We start from the raw sequence: 3,487 nt of genomic DNA, 5'->3' as shown, positions 1-3,487 counted from the left end.
CATGTAATTGGTCAGCACTCTACTTATTATCATTGTTTAATTCATTGTAAAATGCTGCAACATGGTCTTCGAAACAAAGATTGGAGAGCCGTTTTTGGACAAGTAATAAGAATAATTGGTGCTGCAACCAAAACCGCTATCGGCCTTGTACCCAAAGGGAACACAGGTGGCACGAATATCAGTCCATTCAAACGACTACCGGTAAGTGCTGAAAATCAAGCTATATTGGACAAAATCAACGATGCATAACCACAGTCACAGTGATAACAGCGCATCAAAACGCATTGGCTGGGCATTTTTCTTGAATGTCGTATTCACTATCATTGAATTTATAGGCGGATGGCTGACAAACAGCACGGCTATAATGGCCGATGCAGTGCATGACTTGGGCGATAGTTTATCCATTGGCACTGCTTGGGGCTTAAATAAACTCAGTGATAAAGAAGCAAACAATACATTTTCTTATGGCTACAAACGCTTCTCTCTTCTTGGTGCATTGATCAACGGGTTAGTGTTAACGACTGGCTCAATATGGATCTTATTCGAAGCTATCCCTAGGCTTTCAGCACCCGAAATGCCACAGGTGGAAGGCATGTTGTTGCTGTCAATTTTTGGCATCGCCGTAAATGGTTTTGCCGCGTATAAACTCAGCGAAGGGAATTCTTTAAACGAGCGTATCTTAAACTGGCACTTGTTAGAGGATGTATTGGGTTGGGTGGCAGTGCTGATCGTATCGATTGTGCTGATGTTCAAGTCATGGGCGATCTTGGATCCCATTTTATCTATTGGCTTTACATTATTCATTTTATTCAATGTCGTCAGAAATCTAAAAGAAACCTTATTGTTATTCTTGCAAGCCACGCCAGATATTACTCAGATGGAGGAAGTGCGTAAAGTGCTCATGTCAAACGCTGATGTGGCGGATATACATCATTTTCATATTTGGTCGTTGGACGGTGAACATAGCGTCATGACCGTACATGTGGCGTTGAAAAAAGATGTTTCTGTTTCTCAATTGAGAACACTCAAAGACGAACTTCGCCACGGACTTGATGAGTTTGATTTTGTGCACACTACCATTGAAATTGAATTTGCCAATGAAGATTGTCGAGATGAGTAATGTTAGGATTGAAATACTTTGTTGCGGTTGGTCGATTGGTCTTAGTTCGATAAGCTGTTAACATAAAAATGATGAGAGTAGATAGATATGTTTAGTGTGAGGGTGGCAAGTTACCTGTTGATTTCGCTGATTTTGTTTCAGTCGTTTTCGGCTGTCGCCAATTCCTTGGATTTTCATGCTATCGACTCGCAACATCTAAGCGAAATACACGAACATCAAGCGGGAGATAACACCGCTTCTGCGAATACGCATGTTCAATTACAATCTAACGAACAAGCCGATACTAATAACGTCACCGTAGATATTTCTCACAATCCCGCTGATTGCCACCACTGTGGTCATTGTCACGGAACCCATGCCCAATGGCTTGGAAACATCAATGGTATCGAACTCGATGCTGTTACCACCCATCACGGTTTCTATTACTTATCAAAAGTAATAGATGCACCGGTCACACAATTATTACGCCCACCTAAAGCATAACCCTGAACTAATCAAACACCGTTCGCCAACAGTTTGGCGATATACATTTTTGATAATTTAGGAATAAAACAATGATGAATATTTCATTGAATCGCCCTGTGCGTGTGCACGCTTGGGTGGTTTCCACGATGCTTGTCCTTTTGACAACACACACCGTGGTAGTAGCACAAACAAACAGTATCACCAATGGCGAAATGACGTTGCAAAGCGCCATACAGCGAACATTAACAAATTCGCCAGAATTGCATGAGTTCACATACAAGCAAGAAGCGATAGAAGGGGAAATTAAAACAGCTTCGCTCAAACCTGCTCTCAATGCAGGCATTGAAGTGGAAAACTTTTTAGGAACAGGTGAGGTCTCCGGCATTAAAGGCTCGGAGTTAACTCTCACATTGTCATCGGTCATTGAACTGGGCAATAAACTCAACTCACGTAAGGCGTTTGCTAAAGCGCAATCCACCTTCGTCGAAGCGCAAAAACAAGTACACACTTTGGATGTATTGGCTGAAGTGACACGTCGCTACATCGATGTATTGGCGCAACAAGCGCTAATTGACGCACAACAAGAAGCAGAAACTCTTGCTCGATATACCTATCAAGCTGTTACAAAGCGTGTGGATGCAGGAGCATCTCCGGTATTTGAACAGCAACGCGCTGAAGCAGCACTGGCAAGAGCCAGACTGGATGTGGTGACGGCACAGCAAACTAAGCAAGCCATGATAAATAGTCTGGCGATTATGTGGGGGGAACAATATCCCACTTTTACCGATGTAGCGGGTGACTTATTTGCGCTGCAATCGTCACCATCTTTAACCGTGCTTTTCAACACCCTATTGGGCAGTCCCAATCTCGATGTCTATACGCAAGAAGCGAGATTACAGGCATCCCAAGTACGTCTGACCCAAGCAGCCAATCAGTCGGATTTAAGCTGGACAGCCGGAATCAGGCGCATGAATGGTATAGATGAAACAGCCTTTATAGCGGGAGTCAGTATGCCGTTATTTGCCGGTGAGCGAAATATTGGAGAGTACGAAAAACAGCGAGCAATTCAGGCACAACTGGAGCAACAAAAAGAGTCAGCGACTCAAAGTCTATACCATCAGCTAAATATGGCATTGATGGTCAGAAATAATGCGTTGCTCAATGTGCAGACACTACAAAATTCTATTATCCCACCCTTAGTTCAAGCGCTCGAATTGGTAGAGCAAGCCTATATCGATGGACGATTCAGCTACCTTGAATGGGTGAGTACACGTCATGAATTGCTCAATGCCAAACAAGCCCTAATTCAATCAGCGAAGCAAGCTCATCAACGGGGCGCAGATATCGAATCACTGACTGCACAGCCCCTTGTGGATACGATCAACACCTCTTTTTCGAGAAAAACAAAATGAACAAAAAAATAGTAATCAAGAAGCAAAACACTATGTTAGTTTTCATTTTTTGCAGTGCGCTGGGATTTTTTTCAAGCACCACAATACAAGCATCAGAGGATGCACATGGCAATGCAGAAACCCATGAGGATGAACTCGTGCTCATGTCAGATAGCATGGCGCAAAAAATGGGTGTGATGACGCAAAGTGTGCAAACGGGTAGTCTCAATATCACCACCACTGTCTACGGAAATATCGTGACCGATCCTGCTTCACTGAGTCATGTGCGTGCACGATTCGACGGTATGGTGACCAAGGTCAACGCAAATTTAGGTAACAAAGTCAAAAAAGGCGAGACACTGGCGGTTGTAGAATCCAATGAAAGCCTTAAAAGTTATCCTGTTACAGCCCCGTTTTCAGGCACGGTGATTGCCAGACATGCCAATGAAGGCGAGTTATCCAATGGTCAAGTGTTATTTTCAATCGCAAACTATGATGACGTGTGGGCACA

At 43.5% G+C, this 3,487-nt stretch carries 5 protein-coding genes; all 5 read left to right on the top strand.

The features are described from left to right. A partial coding sequence (locus NWQ57_RS21575; RefSeq protein ID WP_306024256.1) for a DUF3703 domain-containing protein occupies positions 1 to 249 on the top strand: 249 nt, incomplete at its 5' end. Then, the gene (locus NWQ57_RS21570; protein ID WP_068376824.1) at positions 242 to 1,120 is read left to right on the top strand and encodes a cation diffusion facilitator family transporter; all 879 of its coding nucleotides are present in this window, start codon (positions 242 to 244) and stop codon (positions 1,118 to 1,120) included. The genes NWQ57_RS21575 and NWQ57_RS21570, both read left to right, overlap by 8 nt. A gap of 87 nt (positions 1,121 to 1,207) precedes the next feature. Further along, positions 1,208 to 1,603, top strand: coding sequence for a hypothetical protein (locus NWQ57_RS21565; protein ID WP_068376828.1), 396 nt, complete (start codon positions 1,208 to 1,210; stop codon positions 1,601 to 1,603). 71 nt (positions 1,604 to 1,674) lie between these two features. Beyond that, on the top strand, positions 1,675 to 2,997 hold the full coding sequence (locus NWQ57_RS21560) for a TolC family protein (RefSeq protein WP_306024255.1): 1,323 nt from the start codon (positions 1,675 to 1,677) through the stop codon (positions 2,995 to 2,997). Continuing rightward, positions 2,994 to 3,487: efflux RND transporter periplasmic adaptor subunit (locus NWQ57_RS21555; RefSeq protein WP_306024254.1), on the top strand; the 494-nt coding region annotated here is incomplete at its 3' end. The genes NWQ57_RS21560 and NWQ57_RS21555, both read left to right, overlap by 4 nt.

Origin of the sequence: Paraglaciecola sp. (assembly GCF_030730205.1) — a bacterium.
Lineage (GTDB): Bacteria > Pseudomonadota > Gammaproteobacteria > Enterobacterales > Alteromonadaceae > Paraglaciecola.
This window is presented reverse-complemented; position numbering and strand designations above follow the sequence as displayed.